Annotated in this window: 13 protein-coding genes; 8 read left to right on the top strand and 5 right to left on the bottom strand. The window is 71.5% G+C overall.

Translation table 11 applies throughout. From position 1 onward, the window contains the following. Positions 1–22: 22 nt before the first annotated feature. On the top strand, positions 23–562 hold the full coding sequence (locus ABFG95_RS27025) for a peroxiredoxin (protein ID WP_054416163.1): 540 nt from the start codon (positions 23–25) through the stop codon (positions 560–562). Between the two features lie 108 nt (positions 563–670). Here the strand turns inward: ABFG95_RS27025 and ABFG95_RS27020 are convergent, their stop codons facing one another. Continuing rightward, a complete protein-coding gene (locus tag ABFG95_RS27020; RefSeq protein ID WP_348995113.1) occupies positions 671–2,119 on the bottom strand; it encodes a CoA transferase in 1,449 nt (482 codons plus the stop codon). Positions 2,120–2,404: 285 nt separating this feature from the next. On the opposite strand from ABFG95_RS27020, the gene phrB reads away from it, so the two are divergent. Next, a complete protein-coding gene (gene phrB, locus ABFG95_RS27015; RefSeq protein WP_063583566.1) occupies positions 2,405–3,823 on the top strand; it encodes a deoxyribodipyrimidine photo-lyase in 1,419 nt (472 codons plus the stop codon). A 165-nt stretch (positions 3,824–3,988) separates the two neighbouring features. Further along, a complete protein-coding gene (locus ABFG95_RS27010; RefSeq protein ID WP_348995112.1) occupies positions 3,989–5,674 on the top strand; it encodes a methyl-accepting chemotaxis protein in 1,686 nt (561 codons plus the stop codon). Positions 5,675–5,723: 49 nt separating this feature from the next. Here the strand turns inward: ABFG95_RS27010 and ABFG95_RS27005 are convergent, their stop codons facing one another. From ABFG95_RS27005 to ABFG95_RS26995, 3 genes are read right to left on the bottom strand one after another with little or no spacing between them, the layout of a single operon-like run. Further along, the gene (locus ABFG95_RS27005; RefSeq protein WP_100508905.1) at positions 5,724–6,437 is read right to left on the bottom strand and encodes a 4-hydroxythreonine-4-phosphate dehydrogenase; all 714 of its coding nucleotides are present in this window, start codon (positions 6,435–6,437) and stop codon (positions 5,724–5,726) included. Further along, positions 6,421–7,446 carry a 4-hydroxythreonine-4-phosphate dehydrogenase PdxA gene (gene pdxA, locus ABFG95_RS27000; RefSeq protein WP_348995111.1) on the bottom strand — a complete coding sequence of 342 codons (1,026 nt, stop codon included), beginning with the start codon at positions 7,444–7,446 and terminating at the stop codon, positions 6,421–6,423. The genes ABFG95_RS27005 and pdxA overlap by 17 nt, the downstream gene beginning before the upstream one ends. Further along, a complete protein-coding gene (locus ABFG95_RS26995) occupies positions 7,443–8,588 on the bottom strand; it encodes a four-carbon acid sugar kinase family protein (protein WP_175146781.1) in 1,146 nt (381 codons plus the stop codon). The genes pdxA and ABFG95_RS26995 overlap by 4 nt, the downstream gene beginning before the upstream one ends. Before the next feature lie 76 nt (positions 8,589–8,664). Here ABFG95_RS26995 and ABFG95_RS26990 point away from each other — a divergent pair, with 76 nt between their 5' ends. Beyond that, a complete protein-coding gene (locus tag ABFG95_RS26990; protein ID WP_054416168.1) occupies positions 8,665–9,537 on the top strand; it encodes a LysR substrate-binding domain-containing protein in 873 nt (290 codons plus the stop codon). Positions 9,538–9,561: 24 nt separating this feature from the next. Here the strand turns inward: ABFG95_RS26990 and ABFG95_RS26985 are convergent, their stop codons facing one another. Next, positions 9,562–9,894 carry a hypothetical protein gene (locus ABFG95_RS26985; protein WP_080977441.1) on the bottom strand — a complete coding sequence of 111 codons (333 nt, stop codon included), beginning with the start codon at positions 9,892–9,894 and terminating at the stop codon, positions 9,562–9,564. A gap of 273 nt (positions 9,895–10,167) precedes the next feature. Between ABFG95_RS26985 and ABFG95_RS26980 the strand changes: the two genes are divergently transcribed. The 4 genes from ABFG95_RS26980 (at position 10,168) to ABFG95_RS26965 (ending at position 14,836) form a co-directional block, all read left to right on the top strand. After that, on the top strand, positions 10,168–11,769 hold the full coding sequence (locus ABFG95_RS26980) for a DUF1800 domain-containing protein (RefSeq protein WP_348995110.1): 1,602 nt from the start codon (positions 10,168–10,170) through the stop codon (positions 11,767–11,769). A 22-nt stretch (positions 11,770–11,791) separates the two neighbouring features. Beyond that, positions 11,792–12,994, top strand: a complete 1,203-nt coding sequence (locus tag ABFG95_RS26975) for a DUF1501 domain-containing protein (protein WP_348995109.1) — start codon at positions 11,792–11,794, stop codon at positions 12,992–12,994. Positions 12,995–13,124: 130 nt separating this feature from the next. Continuing rightward, the gene (locus ABFG95_RS26970; protein ID WP_059270179.1) at positions 13,125–14,327 is read left to right on the top strand and encodes an MFS transporter; all 1,203 of its coding nucleotides are present in this window, start codon (positions 13,125–13,127) and stop codon (positions 14,325–14,327) included. Positions 14,328–14,341: 14 nt separating this feature from the next. Next, positions 14,342–14,836: a glutathione peroxidase gene (locus tag ABFG95_RS26965; protein WP_049074158.1), complete on the top strand. Its 495-nt coding sequence runs from the start codon at positions 14,342–14,344 to the stop codon at positions 14,834–14,836. Positions 14,837–14,937: the final 101 nt, after the last annotated feature.

Genomic DNA, 14,937 nt, shown 5'->3' with positions numbered 1-14,937 from the left:
CCCCCGATTCGCGGAGACCCCTATGAAGCGCCTTGCCCCCCTGTTCCTCGCCTGCGGCCTGCTGGCCGGCCCCGCCGCGCAGGCCGCCCTCAACGTCGGCGCGCCCGCGCCCGACTTCAGCGCCCAGGCCTCGCTCGGCGGCAACGTGTTCACCTTCAAGCTGGCCGAGGCGCTCAAGAAGGGTCCGGTGGTCCTGTATTTCTACCCCGCCGCGTTCACGGCGGGCTGCACCATCGAGGCCCATGATTTCGCCGAGGCCACCGACGAATACAAGTCGCTGGGCGCCACCGTCATCGGCGTCTCGGCCGACGACATTGATACCCTGAACAAATTCTCGGTCAGTGCATGCCGCAGCAAGTTCGCGGTGGCCGCCGATGGCGACGGCAAGATCATGAAGGCCTACGACGCGGTGCTGGACGCGCGCCCCGAGCGCGCGCAACGCGTGTCTTACGTGATCACGCCCGATGGCAAGATCCTGTACGAATACACCAACATGAATCCCGAGGCCCACGTCAGCAACACCATGCGCGCGCTGCGCGACTGGAAGGCCGGCCAGAAATAGGCCGTGGCGGCCGGACGTGGAAACGCGGCTTGATCGGCGGGCGCGCTAAGCCGTCGGGATCCATCCGCGTGACGAGCCCCCCTTGGCGTCAGGGCGTGGCGCGATCCGCTAGTTGAACGGCCACACCGTCGGATGCGTGCCCGGCGGGCTCGACGGCCGCGTCCAGCGCGCCGGCGTCAGCGAGAACTGCGCCGCGTGGCGCACCGCCGTCAGTTCGCCGAAGCCCGAGGGCTCCGTTTCCAGCAGCCCCGCGAAGCCCGGCGTCGGACAGGCCAGGCCGCCGTCGACGCGGCCCAGCGTGCGCAGCCAATGCGCGGTCTGCGCCAGCGATACGCGCACGTGCCAACTGCCGCCCTCGGTGGCCTGCCGCGCCAGCGCCACCTGCGCGCCGAACGCCATCAGGTAGCCCGAGGCGTGGTCCAGGATCTGCATCGGCAACGGCTTGGGCGCGTCCTGCCCGGCGGCGGCCGCTTCGGCATGGTTGAAACCGGCGGCGGTCTGCACCAGCGAATCGAAGCCGCGGCGGGTGGCCCAGGGGCCGGTGGCGCCGTAGGCCGACAACGACACATACACGATGCCGGGCCGCAGCCGGGCCGCGTCCTCCGGCCCGAAGCCCAGCGCCGCCATGCCGCCCGGCCGGTAGCCCTGCACGAACACATGCGCGCTGCGCAACAGATTGGCCAGCGCGATGCGGCCGTCGGCGGTATCCAGGTCGGCATGAACCGACAGCTTGCCGCGGCTGGTGTCGATGAGGTTGGCGATGTTCGGCAGATGCGGGGAATTGACCAGCATCACGTCGGCGCCGTAGGCCGCCAGCGCGCGGCCGCAGACCGGGCCGGCAATGATGCGGGTCAGGTCGAGCACGCGGATGTCCTTGAGGGGACGCGCATCGTGGCCGTACTTGGGCAGCGGCCGCGGATCGGCCTCGCCGATGCGCTCGATCGTCAGCAGCGGCTGCGCCGCGATTGCCTGGCCCTGCGGGTGGCGGTCCCATTCGTCGAAACTGCGCATGGCGGCCACCACCATGCCGGCATCGGCCGCCACCTGTTCGAAATCCAGCGCGCGCCAACGCCCCAGCGCCTGCCCCACCGCCTCGCGGGTGGCGCCGTCCCCGGTGGGACAGCCCAACAGCGCCAGGGCGCCGTCGCGATGGTGCGGGAAATTGGCGTGGATGCGGACCCAGCCGCCATCGCCGCAGCGATAGGCGCCGGTGATCGGATCGCGCGGATCGGGCGCGACACCGTTGATGGTGAAATGGCTGCGGCATTCCTGCGCGGCGTGCCGCAGGTCGACACCGACCTGCTGGCGTTCGCCGCCGCGCAGGTGCCAGATTTCCGCCGCCGCCAGCGCCGCGGCCGCCATGCTGGCCTGGGCAGCGGTGCCCACCGCGAACGAGGACGGCAACACCGGATCCGCGCCGGTCAACACCAGATGCTCGAGCGCCTCGTCGGGCAGATCGAACGAGCGCCACAGTTGTTGCAGGACGTCGCGCGACGTCTTGGCGGCGGGTGTGCGTCCTTTGAGAAAGGACGGGCGCAGATCCATCAGGTGTCCCATATCGTCGTCTTCTTTATCTGTTGAATGAATTACATGGCGGCGGCGAGGGCCGCGTCAATACAGGGAAAGCGCCAGCGTGTTTCATGGTTTGACGGCGTGGCGCGGCCGGCCAGGGGGCCTTTGGCTGTGGCGCGCCCCGTCCGTCGGCCCGCCGGCCGCGCCACGATCCGTCACATCTACTCGTAGTTTTTACAAGGTGTGCGCGGCGCGGCCGCGCCCCCGGGGCCGCACGCTAGAATGCCAGCCTTGCCGCGCGTCCCGCCCTATTCCACCGGATTTACCCCAATGCACACCCTGATCTGGCTGCGCACCGACCTGCGCCTGCACGACAACCCCGCCCTGGCGGCCGCGGCCGCGGACGGCACCGTCACCGCGCTGTTCATCGCCGCGCCCGGACAATGGCGGCGGCATGGCGATGCGCCCGCCAAGGTGGACTTCTGGTTGCGCAACCTGCACACACTGTCGCGCGACCTGGGCCAGCTCGGCATTCCGCTGAAACTGTTGACCGTCGAAACCTGGAAGCAGGTCCCCGACGCCCTGCTGCGCTTTTGCCGCGAGCACGACATCGCGGCGGTCCACGCCAACACCGAATGGGCCGTCAACGAACGGCGCCGCGACGATGCGGTGGCCTGCCGCCTGGCCGAGGCCGGCATCGACTGGACGCTGCACCACGGCGCCTCGCTGCTGCGCCCGGGCACGGTGGTGACCGGCAAGGGCGACTGCTACCGCGTCTACACGCCGTATGCGCGCGCCTGCCGCGAGCGCCTGCGCAGCGCGCCGCCGCGCGCGATCGCCGCGCCCAAGCCGCAGGCGGCGCCCGCCTGGCAGGCCGATCCGCTGCCGCCCGCCTTCGACGGCTACGCGCCCGCCAGCGATGCCATCCGCGCCCTATGGCCGGCCGGCGAGGCCGCGGCCGGCGACCGGCTCGACGCCTTTGCCGACGGGGTCATCGACGCCTACCGCGACGAACGCGACTTCCCCAGCCTGCCGGCCACCAGCTGCCTGTCGCCCTACCTGGCGGCCGGCGTGCTCTCGCCCGGCCAGGCCCTGCGCGCGGCGCAGGCGGCCAACCACGGCGAGCTGGAAAGCGGCAACGCCGGCGCGGCCACATGGATCAATGAACTGCTGTGGCGCGAGTTCTACCAGCACCTGCTGGCCGCCTGCCCGGCACTGTCGATGCACCAGCCGATGAAACCCGAGACCGCCGCGGTGCCCTGGCGCGATGCGCCTGATGACCTGCGCGCCTGGCAGGAAGGCCGCACCGGCATCCCCATCGTCGACGCCGCCATGCGCCAGCTCCTGGCGCTGGGCTGGATGCACAACCGGCTGCGCATGGTCACCGCCATGTTCCTGAGCAAGAACCTGCTGATCGACTGGCGCCTGGGCGAAGCCTGGTTCATGGCGCACCTGGTGGACGGCGACCTGGCCGCCAACAACGGCGGCTGGCAATGGAGCGCCTCCACCGGCGCCGACTCGGTGCCCTACTTCCGCGTCTTCAATCCGCTGTCGCAATCGCGCAAGTTCGATCCGCGCGGCGTGTTCCTGCGTGAATGGCTGCCCGAGCTGGCGCATCTGGACGACAGCGCCATCCACGATCCCAGCCCGATGGAACGGGCGGCGGCCGGTTACCCCGCGCCCATCGTCGACCTGCCGCAAAGCCGGCTGCGCGCGCTGGAGGCCTTCGGCAACCTGCCCAAGGCCTGAACGCCGACCAAAATCGTCCATCACATCACGGCCGCGCCTGATCGCGGCCGTTTATGTTTCGTATGGTTTCAGAATGTTTTGACGTAGATCAACCCGGCGATACCGCGCGTCCCCGATGATCCGGCAGCAACACGCCCCCGCCGCCCATCACAGGACGAAAGACGCATGCGCAACAACCAGCCGGTCTACGACAAGGAATACACGCTGCACGACGAGCAGTACCTGATCTCCCGCACCGACGCCCGCGGTCGCATCATCTACGCCAACCCGGCGTTCGTGGAGGTCAGCGGCTTCACCCGCGAGGAACTGGTGGGCGCGGCCCACAACATCGTGCGCCATCCCGATATGCCGCAAGAGGCGTTCGAGGACCTGTGGCACACCATTCAACGCGGCGAGTCCTGGACCGGCGTGGTCAAGAACCGCCGCAAGGACGGCGGCTATTATTGGGTGCTGGCCAACGTCACGCCCATCATCGAACGCGGCGAGACCGTCTGTTATGCCTCGGTGCGGGTCAAGCCGACCCGCGCCCAGATCGAGGCCGCCGACGCCGCCTACCGCCGCCTGCGCGAAGGCCGCGCGCGCGGCTTCAGGCTCAGCCGCGGCCAGGTCCAGCCCACCGGGCTGCGCGGCGTGCTGGCGCGCCTGAAACTGTGGCGCCTGACCGGCGTGCGCTCGCGCATGCTGGCCTGGGCCATGCTGGCGTCCAGCCTGTTCCTGGGCGCGGCCGGCGTGGCGCTGTACGGCATGCTCGACCGCATGAGCGCCGAGGAAATCGCGCTGGCGGCCGCCATGCTGGCCGCGGGCGTGATCCTGATCTTCGCCTCGGGCTGGGGCTTCGCCCGCTCGATCACCGGCCTGCTCGTCACCGCCACCGACTTCACCCGCCAGATCGCCGCCGGCAACCTCAGCACGCCCCTGCCGCCGGCCAGCATCCGCGACGAGATCGGCGCGCTGAAGTTCTCGCTGGAAGTGATGCGCAAGAGCCTGGTCAGCATCACCCGCGACGTGCACAACGGCATCGAAAGCGCGCTGACATCAGCCGCCGAGATCGCCGACGGCAACGCCGACCTGTCGGCCCACACGCAGCGCCAGGCGGCCTCGCTGGAGGAAGCCGCGGCCAGCATGGAACAGCTGGCCTCCACCGTGAAACAGACCGCCACCAACGCGCACGGCGCCGACCAGATGGCCAATCAGGCCTCGGACGTGGCGCGGCGCGGCGGCCAGGTGGTCGATGACGCGGTGCGGGCGATGCAGGGCATCGTGCAGAGCACCGCGCGCATCAGCGAGATCGTCGGCATCATCGACGGCATCGCGTTCCAGACCAATATCCTGGCGCTCAACGCCGCGGTGGAAGCGGCCCGCGCTGGCGAGGCCGGCAAGGGTTTCGCGGTGGTGGCCGCCGAAGTGCGCGCCCTGGCGCAGAAAAGCGCCACGGCGGCGCGCGAGATCAAGGAACTGATCGAGGCGTCGAACCACAAGGTCGAGGACGGCGTGCGTCATGTCGAGCGCGCCGGCGAGGCCATGCTCGACATCGTCGGGTCGGTGCGGCAGGTGACCGAGATCGTCAACGAGATCGCCGCCACGTCCAACGAGCAGCACACCGGCATCGACAACGTCAGCCGCACCATCTCGGAAACCGACAGCGCCGCGCAGAGCAACGCCGCGCGCGTGGAGCAGGCCAGCCGCGCGGTGGACAACCTGCGCACCCGCGGCGCGCAACTGCGCCACGCCATCGAAGTGTTCCGCATCGCCGGCGCCCAGACCGTGCTGCCCAAGCGCGCCGCGGCGCCGGCGGCGTTGATACCCGCGCCGCGCCAGGGGCAGCCGTTGCTGGAACAGCGCGCCTCGTGACGCCCGCGGCGACGCGGATCCGGGCGCAGGCGCCGGATCGGCCCCCGGTTCAGGCGCCGGCCGCGGCCGCCTGGATCGCCGCCAACTGGCCCGCCAGTCCGGCGCGCGCGGCGGAAAAGCGGCCATCCAGCGCCGCCGTGCCCACCGTGAACCCCGCCGCCCCGGCGCGGCACGCCGCCCGGATGCGCTCGGGCGTGTCGAGCGAGCCGGCCACGATCACCGGCGCGCCCGCCGCGCATACCTGCGCCATCAGCGCCGGCACATCGACGTCGGCGCGGTAGGCCAGCAGGTCCAGCCCATGCACGCCGGGCAGGCCGGCCAGTTGCGCGGCGCTGCGCGCGATCTCCTCGCGCGTGCCGCCGAGGATGCTGGGATGCCCATGGACCCGGCCGGGAAACGGGTAATAGCGGATGGGCGAGCCGGCCAGCAGCGGCAGCGCGTCGGCCGCGTGCGTGCCGCCCAGCAGACAGTCGACCTCCAGTTCGCGCGCGGCGCGCACCGACGCCAACTCGCTGTCCCGGTCCTGCGACACCACTTCCAGGTAGCTGCGTGCGCCCGCCGCGCGGATGGTGGCGTTGAGCCGCCGCAGGACCGCTGGCGGCTGGCCGATGTCCTTGAAACCGATATGGCGCACCCCGCACGCGAGCGCCGTGTCCAGGTGGGCGTCGGCGTCCGCCACGGTGCGGTCGTTGCGGGTCAGCATGAAGATGAAGTCGGCGGGCATGATGTCCAGGATGATAGGAGGTTCAAAGGGATGCCGCATGGGCGGCGAGCCGGAAGGCGTGGTCGATGGCGGTCCGCAGGCTGGCGGGATCGGCGATGCCCTGCCCGGCGATGTCGAACGCGGTGCCGTGATCGGGGCTGGTGCGCACGAACGGCAGCCCCAGGGTGATGTTCACGCCCTGCTCCAGGCCCAGGTACTTCACCGGGATCAGGCCCTGGTCGTGGTACTGCGCCACCACCACGTCGAAGCGTCCCTGGCGCGCCTGCATGAAGACCGTGTCGCCGGGCCACGAGCCGCTGGCGTCGATGCCCTCGCGGCGCGCGGCCTCGATCGCCGGCCGGATGATGCGCTGTTCCTCGTCGCCGAACAGGCCGCCCTCGCCGGCATGCGGATTCAGGCCGGCCACCGCCACGCGCGGCGCCGGCGCGCCGCGCGCGCGGCCGCCCTGGTGGGCCAGCCGGATCGCCGACAACTGCGCCTCGAAGTCGGCGCGCTCGATGGCCTGGCGCAGCGAACAATGAATGGTGACCAGCACCGTGGCGATGGCGTCGTTGGCCAGCATCATCGCCACGCGCCGCGCGCCGCCGCGCTCGGCCAGGATCTCGGTATGGCCGGGATACGGCACGCCGGCCGCGGCCAGCGCTTCCTTGTGGATCGGCGCGGTGACCATCCCGGCCACCCGCCCCTGGCGCGCCAGGTCGATGGCCAGGCAGATCGCCTGGTACGCCGCACGGCCACAGGCCGCGTCGACCCGGCCGAACGGCGGCGGCAGCGGCAGCGCGGACGACGGCACCAGGCAGACGCGGTCCGGCCGCAGCTCGGCGTCGGCCACGTCGGCCACCACCCGCAGCCGTTCGGCCGCGCCCAGCGGCGCCAGCGCGCGCGCCATGACGGCGGGATCGCCCACCGCCACGCAGCGCTCGGCGTAACCCGGCAACAGCAGCGTCTTGGCGACGATCTCCGGCCCGATGCCGGCGGGGTCGCCCAGGGTGATGGCCAGGGGCAAGGCGGGCGCGGGCAGGTCGGCGACCGCGCGCGAAGGATTCATCGGCACAGCAGTCTCCAGGCGGCGTCGCGCAAGGCCTCTGGGCCGCCGAAGCCGCCCGCCTTCATGGCGATCGCCAGTTGCCGACCCGCGCACGCGGCCGTCCCGGCGGGAAAGCCGGGCGCCAGTTCGCAGGTCAAGGTAAATGTGTCGATGGCCAGCGCGTCGAGCAGCGCCGCCAGGGTGTCGCCGCCGGTCGCGATCAGGCCGTCGAAGCGGTGCCGCGCCAGCGCCAGCGTCGCCTGCCGCGCCAGCGCCGCCAGCACCGCGGCCGGATCGGCCTGGGGCGAGCCGGGCGCCATCAGGCAGACCAGCCCGGCGTCCGCGGCGATCTCGTCGGCACGATGCGCCACCTGCGCGCCAGCGGCCCGCAGGGTCTCGCCTTGCGCCCGGCTGGCCGGGTTGGCGCTGCCGATCACCACCAGCACCCGGCACGCGCGCGGCGGCCGCGCCGGACCGGCGACCGCCTCGCCGCAGCGCGCCGCCAGCGCCCGGGCCATGCCGGGAGAGCCGGCCCACAGGCAGGACCCGTGCGTCCACAATTGCGCGACCCGTTCGTCCAGCGCCGCCTGCGTGGTGGCGTCCAGCACCAGCGTCCGGGCTTGCCGCGCGGCATCGCGCAATTGCGCCGCGTCCGCGTCCTCGGGCACCACCCGGGCCGGCCCGATGGCCGGATCGATCAGGTCGAGCAGGCGCGCGGTGCGCGCCGGATGTACCGGATCGGCGGCATAGACACTGGCGTCGACCCGCTCGCCGTGCACGTACTGGATCCCGCCGCGCGTCACCCGCCCAGCCGCGGGAAAGGCCGGCGCCACCACCAGCAGGCGCCGGCCGCTGGCGCGCAGGGCCGTGGCCAGCTCCGCCCGGACGTGGCCGCGCAGCGTCGAATCCAGGGTCTTGTAGAGAACGCCGCGCCCGGCCAACCCGGCGGCGGCCCGCTCCACCGCGTCCACGGCGCCGGCTTCGGCCTGCCCGCGGCTGCCGGTGTCGACCGACAACACGCGCTCCCCGGCTGGCGCGGCGGCGCCCCGATGCACCCGCGCCGAACCGGCCCAGGGCAGGAACGGGCCGGCGCCATCGGCGGCGCTGGTCAGGTCGTCGGCAATGATGCCGACTTGTCGGGATAACGATTCCGGTGTGTCCATACCGGTGATTAAAATGCAGATCACCCACCAGGAAAATCCATCATTTCTGACGTTTATTCGTGATCTATTATCACCAATGCCCGCTACCCGCCGCCCCTCGTTGAACGACCTGCGCGCCTTCGAGGCGGTGGCGCGCCTGGGTTCCGTGCGCGCCGCCGCCGACGAACTGTCGCTGACCCATGGGGCGGTCAGCCGCCGCGTGACAAAGCTGGCCGACGACTTGGGCCTGACGCTGGTGGAACCGGCCGGACGCGGTCTGCGCATCACCGACGGCGGCCGCTTGCTGGCCTCGTCCATGGGCCGGGCGCTGGCGTTGATCCACGACGCCATCGACACCTTGCAGGCGCGCGACGCGCAGCGCCCCGTGGTGCTGTCGTGTGAACGGTCGATCGCCATGCGCTGGCTGATTCCGCGCCTGTCGCGGTTCCAGGACCGGCACCCGGACATCGAGCTGCATCTGTCGGTCGGCGGCGGGCCGCTGGACTTCGCCCGCGACCAGGTCACGCTGGCGCTGCGGCGGCTGGATTTTCCGGTGCATCCCGACTGGATCGTCACCCCGCTGATGGCGGAGCGCATGGGGCCGGTGATGGCCCCGTCGCTGCTGCCCGCGTTCGAGGCCGGCGACTACGTGGCGCTGTCTTCGCGCACCCGGCCGCGCGCCTGGGACGACTGGCTGCGCCAGGCGGGGCTTCCCGCCCCTCGCGCCACGCGCAGCCTGGATCATCATTTCCTGATGGTGGAAGCGGCCGCCGCCGGCCTGGGCGTGGCGCTCAGTCCGCGCCTGCTGGCGCTGGACGACCTGCGCAGCGGACGCCTGGTCGCGCCGGCCGGATTCGCCCCGGATGGCTCGCACTACGGATTGATCGAGTCGCGCGGCGCCCCGGCGGGCGCGGCGCCGGCGCTGGCGGCGTTGAAGCAGTGGCTGGCCGAAGCGGCGGCCGAGGCCTGAAAAAAAGGACGTTTGCCGGCGCCGTTATTGCGGCACGGCGGCGTCCTTGTCGAGCCGCTTGATGAACACCAGCAATTCCTTTTCGACCTGTTTGTCGCCGCGCGCCTGCGCAGCCTTCAGGCCCGACTCCCAGGCGGCGCGGGCGCCGGCCTTGTCGCCGCGGCCGAGGCAGGCCTTGCCCAGCCATTTCCAGGCCACCGAGTAGGCCGGATCGAACACCAGCGAGGCGCGCAGGTGCGTCTCGGCGTCGCCGTAGCACTCCTGCTCGGCGTAGGCCTTGCCCAGCGAGAATCGCAACAACATGTTGTCGGTGCCCTTGGCCAACATGGTTTCCAGACGATCGATCATTTCCCGCATGGCCGCCCTCCTTTGCGCCGCTTGCGCTGACTGCGATGGCACATGATAGGCCGCTGCCGCCGCGTCGGCCGCAATGGCCCCGCGCCGCGCAGGGAAAGCGGCGGCGCATGGCACAAGCATCGGTTTCCTTGCGTTTCAAGCGGCGTCGCGACGGGAATCGCGGTGCGACTATCCTGTCACACGCTCAGGGCCTGCCGCGTCCCCCGCCGCCGGCCAGCCCTGACCGCCTGCTGACGGCAGGCCGCAACCGTCAACCCGCAAGGTGCCCGCTTCATGCCGAACATGCGCCTCTTCCTGCGCCGCCTGGCGCCCCGGCTGCCGCCGCTGGCGGCCCTGGCGCTCGCCGCGCCCCTGCTGGCCGCGCCCCCCGGCACGGCCCCGCCGCCCGCCGCGCCCAAGCCCGCCGCCACCGGCCACGAAGCCGAAGCCCGGGCGCTCGACGCCGCGCTGGTCAACCGCATCACCTGGGGCGCGACCCCGGCCGAATTGGCGCGCATGCGCGCAATGGGCCCGCAGCGCTACCTGCAGGCGCAACTGCACCCCGATCCGAAGGCGCCCCTGCCCGCCGCGGTGCAACAGCGCATCGACGCGCTGTCGATCTCGCGCCAGAGCGCCGAGGACGCGCACGCCGAGCAGCGCCGCCTGCGCCAGGACGCCAAGGATGCCGGCCCCGATCCGAAGCAGCAGGCCCAGCGCGACGCCCGCGCCATCTCGCGCCAGCGCGCCGACGACACCGCCAGCCGCGCGTTCTACCGCGCGCTGTACTCGCCCAACCAGTTGCAGGAACAGATGACCTGGTTCTGGATGAACCACTTCAACGTCTACGCGGCCAAGAACGACATCGGCACCTACATCGACCAGTACGAGGAACGCGCCATCCGCCCGCACGCGCTTGGCAAGTTCCGCGACCTGCTGGCGGCCACACTGCGTTCGCCGGCGATGCTGGCGTACCTGGACAACACCCAGAACGCCGCCGGACACATCAATGAAAACTACGCGCGCGAACTGATGGAGCTGCACACGCTGGGCGTCAAGGGCGGCTACACGCAGGCCGACGTGCAGGAACTGGCGCGCATCCTCACCGGCCTGGGCATCCACAACCAGGACGGGCCGCCCAAGGTCCGGCCGGCGCTGCGCGACCAGGTGGTGCTGGACGGCCTGTTCCTGTTCAACCCGGCGCGCCACGACTACGGCGACAAGCGCTTCCTGGGGCACACCATCCGCGGCGCCGGGCTGGCGGAAGTCGACGAGGCCGTGGACCTGCTGGCGCGCCATCCCGCCACCGCGCGCTTCATCAGCGCCAAGCTGGCCGCCTACTTCATGGGCGACGCGCCGCCGGCCTCCGTGGTCGACAAGATGGCCAAGACCTTCCAGGCCAGCGACGGCGACATCGCCGCCACCTTGCAGACGCTGTATGGCTCGCCGGAATTCACGCAGTCGCTCAAGACGGGCGTGTTCAAGGACCCGGTGCATTACGTCTACTCGGCCCTGCGCCTGACCTATGCCGACCTGCCGCCCATCGTCAACCCGCGGCCGGGCCTGGCCATGCTGCGGCAACTGGGTCAGCCGTTGAACCAGCGCCTGACGCCCGACGGCTACCCGCAGGCGCAGTCGGACTGGGCCGGCTCCGGCCAGATGACCGCGCGCTTCGAAGTGGCGCGCGCCATCGCCGCCGCGCCGCAGGCCTTCTATCGCGAAGGCGATGACAAGGAGCCGGTGGAACTGCCGCGCCTGCCCGAGCTGGTGCGCGAGAACGCCGGCGACGGCCTGTTCGCGCGCCTGTCGCCCGCCACCCGCGACGCCATCGCCCAGGCGCAGAACCCCAGGGACGCCAACACCTATCTGCTGGCCTCGCCCGAATTCATGCGGCGCTGAGGCGCCGCGGGAGAAACCCATCATGGACCGCCGCCGCATCCTGCAACTCCTGGCCTCGGCGCCGCTCGTCTTCGGCGCCAACCGCCTGTACGCCGCGCCGGCCGCCGCCGGCAACAAGCTGCTGGTCGTCTTCATGCGCGGCGCCTACGACGCCGCCAGCCTGCTGGTGCCGGCCGGCAGCGACTTCTATTACGAGTCGCGCCCGAGCATCGCCATCGCCAGGCCCGGCAGCGGCGCCGGCGCCGCGCTGCCCCTGGCCGACGGTTGGGCCCTGCACCCGGCGCTGGCCGACAGCCTGATGCCGTTCTACCAGAAGCGCCAGCTGGCCTTCGTGCCGTTCGCCGGCACCGACGACACCAGCCGCAGCCACTTCGAGACGCAGAACCGCATCGAACTCGGCCAAGGCGCGGCCCGCGACACGAATGGCGACTTCCGCTCGGGCTTCCTGAACCGCCTGGCCGCGACGCTTGGCGGCAAGGAGGAACAGGCGGCCGCTTTCACCTCCGAAGTGCCGCAGATCTTCCGCGGCGCCGAGCGCGTGCCCAACATCGACCTGGGCGGCGCGGCCCGCAAGTCGCGCCTGTCCGAGGCCGACAACCGCGCCATCGCCGCCATGTACCAGCACACCGACCTGGGCGCCTCGGTCGCCGAGGGCCAGCGCATCATGGGCGCCACGCGCGCCGAACTCGACGCCGAGATGGAGGCCGCCAGCGGCAACGCCGTATCGGCCGACAGGCTGGAACAGGAAGCGCGCCGTATCGGCCGCTTCATGCGCGACCGCTACAACCTCGGCTTCGTCGACGTCGGCGGCTGGGATACGCACGTCGGCCAGGGCGGCGCCAGCGGCTTGCTGGCCAACCGGCTCGGCCAGCTGGGGCGGGCGCTGGCCGGCTACGCCGATGCCATGGGCCCGGCCTGGCAGCAAACCACAGTGGTGGTCATCAGCGAATTCGGCCGCACCTTCCGCGAGAACGGCAACAAGGGCACCGACCACGGCCACGGCACGGTCTACTGGGTGCTGGGCGGCCACGTGCGCGGCGGCCGCATTGCCGGCCGCCAGGTCGCGGTCAGGCGCGAGACCCTGTTCCAGGACCGCGACTATCCGGTGCTCAATGAATACCGCGCGTTATTCGCCGGCCTGTTCTCGCGCCTGTACGGCCTGAGTCCGGCGCGGCTGGCGCAGGTGTTCCCGGGCATCACGCCGCTGGACCTGAAACTGGCCTGAATCCAGACCAAGGGTATACCCGTATCGGCATCAGGGATTTGCGCCGGCGCGCGCGGGCCGCTGCTCTAAAATCCACGCTCCCTTCCCTGCCGCCGCGGCCCCCAGCGCCCGGTTTTCTCCCCGGTTTTCCATGCCCCTGCATCTCATCGCGCTGGCCGCCGCCGCCTTCGGCATCGGCACCAGCGAATTCGTCATCATGGGCCTGCTGCCCAACGTGGCCGCCGACCTGGATGTCAGCATCGACATCGCCGGCCTGCTCATCACGGGCTACGCCATGGGCGTGGTGATCGGCGCGCCCATCATGGCCATCATCACCGCGCGTCTGCCGCGCAAGGCCACGCTGATCGGCCTGGCCAGCACCTTCGTGCTGGGCAACCTGCTCTGTGCGCTCGCGCCCGGCTACGGCACGCTGATGGCCGCGCGCGTCTTCACCGCCTTCTGCCACGGCGCCTTTTTCGGCATCGGCGCGGTGGTGGCGGCCGACCTGGTGCCGCGCCACCAGCGCTCCAGCGCCATCGCGCTGATGTTCACCGGCCTGACGCTGGCCAACGTGCTGGGCGTGCCGCTGGGCACCGCGCTGGGCCAGGTGGCGGGCTGGCGCTCGACCTTCTGGGTGGTCAGCGGCATCGGGCTGGTCGCGGTGGCGGCGCTGGCGGCGTGGCTGCCCGGCCGCATCCCGATGCAGCCCGGCAACATCCTGCGTGAATTCCGCGTGCTGCGCGACGTGCGCGTGCTGTGGCCGCTGCTCGCCAGCGTGCTGGCCTCGGCCGCGCTGTTCTGCGTGCTGACCTACATCGCGCCGATCCTGCGCGACATCACCGGCGTGTCAGAACGCGGCGTGACCGGCGTGCTGCTGCTGTTCGGCGTGGCCCTCACGGTGGGCAGCACGCTCGGCGGCAAGCTGGGCGACCGCAACCTGGAAGTGTCGCTGCGCCGCATCTTCCTGGGCCTGCTGCTGGTGTTCCTGGCGCTCAGCCAGGCCATCCACGCGCTGGCGCCGATGCTGGTGATGACCTTCATCTGGGGCACGCTCGGCTTTGCCGTGGTGCCGCTGCTGCAGACCCTGATCGTCGACCAGGCGGCCGAGGCCCCCAACCTGGCCTCGACCCTGAACCAGGGCGCCTTCAACCTGGGCAACGCCGGCGGCGCCTGGCTCGGCAGCCTGGCGCTGGGCCACGGCCTGCCGCTGACCGACCTGCCGTGGATGTCGGCGGCCATCACCGCGGCGGTGTTGCTGCTGACCCTGTGGGGCACGCGCTACTATGGGCGCCACGCCGGGATGGCGCGGCCGCCGCAAACCGGCGCGCTGGCCTCGTCCCGTTCCGACGCCTGACCCAAGGAGCCCGCATGAGCACGATCTACGATTTCTCGGCCCGCGACATCCACGGCGCCGACCAGCCGCTGGCCGCCTACCGCGGCCGGGTGCTGCTGGTGGTGAACGTGGCCTCGAAATGCGGCTTCACGCCGCAGTATTCGGGCCTGGAAGAACTGTACCGCGCCCTGCGCGACGACGGCCTGACGGTGCTGGGCTTTCCCTGCGACCAGTTCGGCCGCCAGGAGCCGGGCAACGAGGCCGAGATCCTCGACTTCTGCACCACGCAGTACGACATCACCTTCCCGCTGTTCGCCAAGATCGACGTCAACGGCGCCAACGCCGACCCGCTGTACCGCTGGCTCAAGGGCGAAAAGCCCGGCGTCTTCGGCACCGAGGGCATCAAGTGGAACTTCACCAAGTTCCTGGTGGGCCGCGACGGCCAGGTGATCAAGCGCTACGCCCCCACCGACACGCCGGCCGGGCTGAAGGACGACATCGTCCGCGCGTTGGCCGCGCCGGCCGCCTGACGGCTGCCAAGCCCGCCAGCCGCGCCCGGATCCTGGCGCCGCCGCAGGACGTGCCGCGCTGGCCCTCGCGCCGGCGACGCGCCCGATTCCGCCGCGCCCGT

It is taken from the genome of Achromobacter sp. HNDS-1, assembly GCF_040084795.1.
In the GTDB taxonomy this organism is placed as follows: domain Bacteria; phylum Pseudomonadota; class Gammaproteobacteria; order Burkholderiales; family Burkholderiaceae_B; genus Achromobacter; species Achromobacter ruhlandii.
The sequence above is the reverse complement of the archived record's forward strand: the minus strand, read 5'-3'. Positions and strand labels throughout refer to the sequence as shown.

Bases quoted from the DNA above. Each gene is read 5' to 3' on its own strand.
- phrB (WP_063583566.1), top strand. From the start codon at position 2,405: ATGCACACCCTGATCTGGCTGCGCACCGACCTGCGCCTGCACGACAAC.
- ABFG95_RS26985 (WP_080977441.1), bottom strand. From the start codon at position 9,894: ATGCGGGAAATGATCGATCGTCTGGAAACCATGTTGGCCAAGGGCACC.
- ABFG95_RS26975 (WP_348995109.1), top strand. From the start codon at position 11,792: ATGGACCGCCGCCGCATCCTGCAACTCCTGGCCTCGGCGCCGCTCGTC.
- ABFG95_RS26965 (WP_049074158.1), top strand. From the start codon at position 14,342: ATGAGCACGATCTACGATTTCTCGGCCCGCGACATCCACGGCGCCGAC.
- ABFG95_RS27025 (WP_054416163.1), top strand. From the start codon at position 23: ATGAAGCGCCTTGCCCCCCTGTTCCTCGCCTGCGGCCTGCTGGCCGGC.
- ABFG95_RS27020 (WP_348995113.1), bottom strand. From the start codon at position 2,119: ATGGGACACCTGATGGATCTGCGCCCGTCCTTTCTCAAAGGACGCACA.
- ABFG95_RS26970 (WP_059270179.1), top strand. From the start codon at position 13,125: ATGCCCCTGCATCTCATCGCGCTGGCCGCCGCCGCCTTCGGCATCGGC.
- pdxA (WP_348995111.1), bottom strand. From the start codon at position 7,446: ATGAATCCTTCGCGCGCGGTCGCCGACCTGCCCGCGCCCGCCTTGCCC.
- ABFG95_RS27010 (WP_348995112.1), top strand. From the start codon at position 3,989: ATGCGCAACAACCAGCCGGTCTACGACAAGGAATACACGCTGCACGAC.
- ABFG95_RS26980 (WP_348995110.1), top strand. From the start codon at position 10,168: ATGCCGAACATGCGCCTCTTCCTGCGCCGCCTGGCGCCCCGGCTGCCG.
- ABFG95_RS26990 (WP_054416168.1), top strand. From the start codon at position 8,665: ATGCCCGCTACCCGCCGCCCCTCGTTGAACGACCTGCGCGCCTTCGAG.
- ABFG95_RS27005 (WP_100508905.1), bottom strand. From the start codon at position 6,437: ATGCGGCATCCCTTTGAACCTCCTATCATCCTGGACATCATGCCCGCC.
- ABFG95_RS26995 (WP_175146781.1), bottom strand. From the start codon at position 8,588: ATGGACACACCGGAATCGTTATCCCGACAAGTCGGCATCATTGCCGAC.